The following is a 5,465-nucleotide window of genomic DNA, read 5'->3' as shown; positions in this document are numbered from 1 at the left end:
CTCGTAGGTTGGGTTGAGCGCAGCGAAGCCCAACAGCCCTAGCAGCAGCGATCAATGTTTGGGCAACATCACCGTAAACGTGGTGCCTTCGGCTTCGTTGGAGGTGACGTGCACGCTGCCGCCATGGGCGAGCACCACTTCGTTGACGATAAACAACCCCAGGCCCAGGCTGGTTTCGCCGGCGCGGTCGCTGGCGCTGCGTACCAGGGGGAAGAACAGGGTGGAGATGGCGTTTTCGGCAATCGGCTCGCCGTGGTTATGCAGGGTCAGGGACACGCTGTCGGGGCTGCCGTGCAGGCGCAGGGTGATGGGCAGGTTGCTGGCGCCGTGTTGCAGGGCGTTGCCGATCAGGTTTTGCAGCAGTTGCTCGATGCGGCCTTGGTCCCATTCACCATCGGTTTGCCCAGCGGTTTCAAAGCGCAGGTCGCTGAGGGGTTGCCCGGCGCTGGCCTCGTCGATGGCGGCCTGGGCCAGTACGCTCATATTCAGGGGGCTGCGCACGATGGGCAGGCTTTGCCCCAGGCGGCTGCGGACGAATTCCAGTAGGTCGTTGACCATCGCGCCCATATGCCGGGTGCTGTTGCGGATGCGCTGCACATGGCTGCGCGCTTTATCGTCGAGGTCGGCTTTGCTGGCGAGCATTTCGCTGGACATGCTCACCGCCTGCAACGGCGCGCGCAGGTCGTGGCCAAGAATGGCCAGGAAGATATCGCGCGAGTGGTTGACCTGCTCGGCATAGGCTGCGGTGGACTCGGCCAGCGCTTCGTCGATGGCTTCGTTGAAGCGGATCAGGTCGTGGATATGCACCAGTTCCATTTGTGTGAGGGTGTCGGTCCACAGGCGAATAACGCTGGCGCGCAGGTGGCGGAATTCCGAGGTCATCTGCACCAGGTCAAAACCCACCTGGTGGCGCAATTCGCCGTGGCTGGCGGCCGCTACATCCAGGCTCGGGGTTTTCTCCGGGCCCTCGCCCATGGCTTTGGCGGCACGCTCCATGGGCGTTTGCGCGCTGTTCATATCGCGCGCAGCGGCCAGCAGGATGGAGCGCGCGTGGTCGCGCAATTCAACACGGTTCATGGTGTCGGCGGCCGGGCGAATGGTCATGGCAAAGGCCTCCCATTCATCAACGATGCGGTCGACGGTGGCGACAATAAACTCGGCAAGACGCATGACTTTTCCACCCCGGACTACGGCAACGATTAGGCATAGTAGTCGCTTTCGTTGCGCTTGCTAGCGCCGTTTCGCCGCTGTGCTGTCTCAGGGTTTTACTTCGGCCAAACGGTCGTTCGTCAGGGTCAGGGTAATCACCACGGGCTCGCTGGGAAAGTTGGGTGCGTCATCCTGCATATTGGCCATGGCCGGGATATTGAATGTGATGGCACCGCTCTTTTCGTCACGACTGAACGTGGCCTGGAGCGTGTTGATAGCACGGAAGTTGTCGCCGCCGATCTGCATTACATCGATCAGGCGGTAATGCTCTTGGCCCTCTTCGTCGGCGCCGGGCTCAAACACCGCCAGGTATTGGTTGAAGGTGTTGCCCATGTCGAAGCCTTCAACGGTAAAGGTCACCAGGGTTCGCCAAGTATGCGGGGCCACTTCGAGGGTTTGCGCTTCGGTGGCTTGCGGATAGCCAGTGGCAAAGCTGTCGCGCAGCAAGGCGACCAAGTGCGCCACCTGGGTGACAACTTCCTTGGGCACCTCTGTCGCCGCTGGCTCGGTGCCACCTTCGGCATGGGCAAAGGCACAGCACAGCAGCAGGGCGGCCGGGAGGAGGGCGAGTTTCATCGTTGAACATCCGCGCGAGAAAAGGAGCGCGGATAGTAGCGAGCATCGGCCCAGTCTGCCGCTGGGCCGTTCACGAAAGCGTGCTTACAGGCTGCTGGCCTTGAAGGTGTCGCAGCCCGCCACCTTGCCGCTTTCATAGCCGGTTTTGAACCAACGCACCCGCTGCTGTGAGGTGCCGTGGGTAAAGGAGTCCGGCACCACCTGGCCGCGGGACTGTTTCTGCAAGCGGTCATCACCAATGGCGTTGGCGGCGTTCAGTGCCTCTTCCAGGTCGCCAGGCTCCAACCAGTTCAAGCGTTGTTGCGCATGGAAAGCCCAGACGCCGGCCAGGCAGTCAGCCTGTAATTCCTGGCGCACCAACAAGCCGTTGGCACCTTCCATTTTTGCGCCGCCGCTGCGGGCGTTGTCGACCTTGGCGGAGACGCCCAGCAGCGTCTGCACATGGTGGCCGACCTCATGGGCGATCACATAGGCCTGGGCAAAATCGCCCGCCGCCGAAAAGCGCTGGGCCATTTCCTTGAAGAAATCCAAGTCCAGATACACCTGGTGATCAGCGGGGCAATAGAACGGGCCGGTGGCTGACGAAGCAAAGCCGCACGCCGAATTCACCCCGCCGCGAAACAGCACCAACTTGGGTTGCTCGTACTGTTTGCCAGCCTGCTGGAAGATCGCGCCCCAGGTGTCTTCGGTATCGCCAAGTACGGCGCGCACAAACTCGGCCTGCTCATCATTGGCCGATGGCGCATGGCCTTGTTGCTCGGTAGGGGCGGTGGAAACCCCGGCCTGGTTGGCCAACTGGCCGAGGATCTGCATCGGGTCTTGGCCGGTGATCAGGCCGAACACCACCACAATCACCACCGCGCCCAGGCTCAGGCCTTTGCCGCCCATGCGCATGCCACCGCCACCACCGCCACTGTCACGGGCGTCCACTACGTTGTCGCTGCGTCGGCCTTTTTTCCAGAGCATGGCGGTGTTCTCCTTAACCTAGTTATCTATTGGGCGGCGTACCGCGTCAGTACCTCTTCGGCGCCATTGCTTTGCACACCGATCACATCATAGGCATCGGCGCGGCCGCCTTGTTCCATTCCTGGTGAACCCATCGGCATTCCGGGTACTGCCGCACCGATCAAGTCGGCGCGCTGGCGCAGTTTCAGCACATCGGCTGCGGGCACATGGCCTTCGACAAATTTGCCGTCGATAACCCCGGTGTGGCAGCTGCCCAAGCTGTGGGGCACACCCAAGCGGGTTTTCACCGCGCTCATATTGTTCTCCACATGGTCGGTCACCTTGAAACCGTTGTTTTGCAGGTGGCTGATCCAGGCTTTGCAGCAACCGCAGTTGGGGTCGCGGTAGACGTCGATGGCAATCGGCTCAGCGGCTTGCAAGGTGCTGGCAAAGAGCAGCGGCAGAAGGGCGAGGCGGCGCATGGCGGTGGCTCCAGAGGATTAGGTGCGGCAAGCATAGACACTGCTTTAGCGCGGCAAAAGGCGGTTGCTGTTTGCGCATATGTCATAGCAGCCTATCCTGCTGCCTTCCCCTTTGTTGGAGCGTTCCGATGCGCATTGCCCAAATTTTTCTGCTGCTGCAAGCGCTGGTGCTGGGCGGTTTTGGCGTGGCCTATTTTATTTATCCACAAGAGATGGCCAACCTCACGGGCATGGTGCTGCTGCAAAGCGCGGCAATAGTCGATGTGCGGGCCTACTACGGCGCGTTGCAACTGGGCATTGCGGTGTTTCTGTTGTCCTCGGCCTTGCGCCCGAGCTTTCTGCGCCCGGCCCTTAGCTTGCTGACCCTGTTGTTTGCCGCCCTGGCCTTGGGCCGGCTTGCCGGTCTGTACCTGGAAGGCGCGGTGGGGCAGAGCTTTAATTTTTATGCCCTTGGCTATGAAGCCGCGTCGGCGGTTTTGGCCTATGTCGCCCTGCGTTTGTTGCAACGTCAGCCCGGCTAACCCCGCGCACCAAAACTGGCCCCGGCGCTGGGCCAGGCTTCTAAAGCGGGCACGCGCATAAGCCCGGTAAGGGGCCGCCGCCGCCAATTCTGTTGTTGCGGTGATGGCACTGTGCTTGCACGACCCTGTGCCTAACAGGGAGAACACAACTATGTTGCTAATGCGCACCAAAGCCCGTCGCGCGGAAGACGACGGCGCCTTGAGCTTGCTGGTGGACAACCTTGACCTGACCAGTCAACTGTCCGACTTGCAGCCCATCAACACCCGCCTCAACAGTTTCACCCGCGCGCTTCACCAGCGCCTGGGCGAGAGCTTGGCAGCCTCCGTGGATATCGCCGCCCACGCCCCGGAGTTGGCGCGTATCGCCAGCGAAACCGAGGCCAGCGGCCAGCGCCTGGCGCAGGCCTCGGAGCTGATCGCCAGCGCTAGCGAGGAAGTCAGCACCACCCTCGACAGCGAACTGGTACCGGGCGCGGCGCAGGTGGCCAAGTTGGCAGCTGAGGTGTCCGGCACCTTGCGTAGCTGTCAGCAGACTGGCGACGAGGTGCTACGCCAGGTGGACGCCATCGACGCCAGCGAAAGCCAATTGGAAGGCGTGATCGGCCAGCTAGTGGGCCAGTTGGAAGAAGTGACCCAAGTGCTTGGCGTGATCGCCAGCATTTCCCAGCAAACCAATCTGCTGGCGCTTAATGCGGCTATTGAAGCGGCACGGGCTGGCGAGCATGGCCGTGGTTTTGCCGTGGTCGCCGATGAAGTGCGGCGCCTGGCCGGGCACACCACCGAAGCCACCGGCAAAGTCAGCCAGATTATCGAGCGCTTTCGCGACGGTATGGCTCAGCTCGGCAGTGCCGGCCAACATATGCATGGTGCGGTGGCCGATGGCCGCGAAGGTATGACGCGCATGGGCGAAGACCTGCGCAACACCCGCGCAGCCATGGACCAACTCGACCAACGTGTCGGCCATATCGCCGCCGGCACCGAACAGATCGGCATCGCCGTGCATGCCATCAACGGCGATGTGCAAAACATCGCCGGGGTGGCGGCCGAGTTACTGAGCAAGGCAGGCCAGGTGCTCACCCACAGCCAGGCCGTGCGCCATAGCGGTGACCGTTTGCTAGAAGGTTTGGGTGGCTTTCGTATGCGCATGCACAAAGACGTGCAGGCCAGTGTCGAGGCCATGGCCATGGAAGCGGCGCTGCATGGCGACGTTGGCCGGGCTGAGGCGTTTCTGCGTGAAACCTTGCAGCGTGATCCGCGCTTTGAATTGTTTTATCTGGTGGGCAGTGATGGCACGCAGCTCAGCGAAAACGTCTTTGCCGAAGGCTTGGGAGGCGGCGACAAAGATGCCAGTTGCAAGGGCCGTAATTGGGCGCAGCGGCCGTGGTTTCGTGCGGTAGCGCAACAGCTGGCCAGCCATATCACCCCGGTGTACCGCTCCAGCGCGACGGATGCGTTCTGCTTTACCGTGTCGGTGCCGGTGTTTACCGCCGCTGGGCAGTTGCAGCGGGTGTTGGGGGCGGATGTGCGGTTGTCAGCGTTGGTTTGACTGGCGCCAACCGCAGCCCTCTCCCCCAGCCCCTCTCCCGCAAGCGGGCGAGGGGGGCCTGATCGAGGTCCTCAGCAAGTTCACCAATCAGCCCCCTCTGCCCGCAAGCGGGCGAGGGGGGCCTAACCGCGATCTCTAGCAAATCACCGGTAGCCTTCTCTGCCCCGCCCGCGGTCGAGGGGAGCC

At 62.3% G+C, this 5,465-nt stretch carries 6 protein-coding genes; 2 read left to right on the top strand and 4 right to left on the bottom strand.

The window, feature by feature from the left end:
* Window positions 1-51: 51 nt before the first annotated feature.
* From AAAB16_RS22695 to AAAB16_RS22680, 4 genes are all read right to left on the bottom strand, one after another.
* Window positions 52-1,170, bottom strand: coding sequence for a HAMP domain-containing sensor histidine kinase (locus AAAB16_RS22695; protein WP_340665379.1), 1,119 nt, complete (start codon window positions 1,168-1,170; stop codon window positions 52-54).
* 87 nt (window positions 1,171-1,257) lie between these two features.
* Window positions 1,258-1,785 (bottom strand): hypothetical protein, encoded by a 528-nt coding sequence (locus AAAB16_RS22690; RefSeq protein WP_340665378.1) that lies wholly within the window; start codon window positions 1,783-1,785, stop codon window positions 1,258-1,260.
* An 84-nt stretch (window positions 1,786-1,869) separates the two neighbouring features.
* Window positions 1,870-2,751: a neutral zinc metallopeptidase gene (locus AAAB16_RS22685; protein ID WP_340665377.1), complete on the bottom strand. Its 882-nt coding sequence runs from the start codon at window positions 2,749-2,751 to the stop codon at window positions 1,870-1,872.
* 26 nt (window positions 2,752-2,777) lie between these two features.
* Window positions 2,778-3,212, bottom strand: coding sequence for a DUF411 domain-containing protein (locus tag AAAB16_RS22680; protein WP_340665376.1), 435 nt, complete (start codon window positions 3,210-3,212; stop codon window positions 2,778-2,780).
* A 128-nt stretch (window positions 3,213-3,340) separates the two neighbouring features.
* Here AAAB16_RS22680 and AAAB16_RS22675 point away from each other — a divergent pair, with 128 nt between their 5' ends.
* Together AAAB16_RS22675 and AAAB16_RS22670 are read left to right on the top strand one after the other, a co-directional pair.
* Window positions 3,341-3,733 (top strand): DUF4345 family protein, encoded by a 393-nt coding sequence (locus tag AAAB16_RS22675; RefSeq protein WP_340665375.1) that lies wholly within the window; start codon window positions 3,341-3,343, stop codon window positions 3,731-3,733.
* A gap of 151 nt (window positions 3,734-3,884) precedes the next feature.
* Entirely contained in the window at window positions 3,885-5,279 is a 1,395-nt protein-coding gene (locus AAAB16_RS22670; RefSeq protein WP_340665374.1) for a methyl-accepting chemotaxis protein, read from the top strand.
* Window positions 5,280-5,465 lie beyond the last annotated feature (186 nt).

Source organism: Pseudomonas sp. (assembly GCF_037994325.1).
In the GTDB taxonomy this organism is placed as follows: domain Bacteria; phylum Pseudomonadota; class Gammaproteobacteria; order Pseudomonadales; family Pseudomonadaceae; genus Aquipseudomonas.
This window is presented reverse-complemented; position numbering and strand designations above follow the sequence as displayed.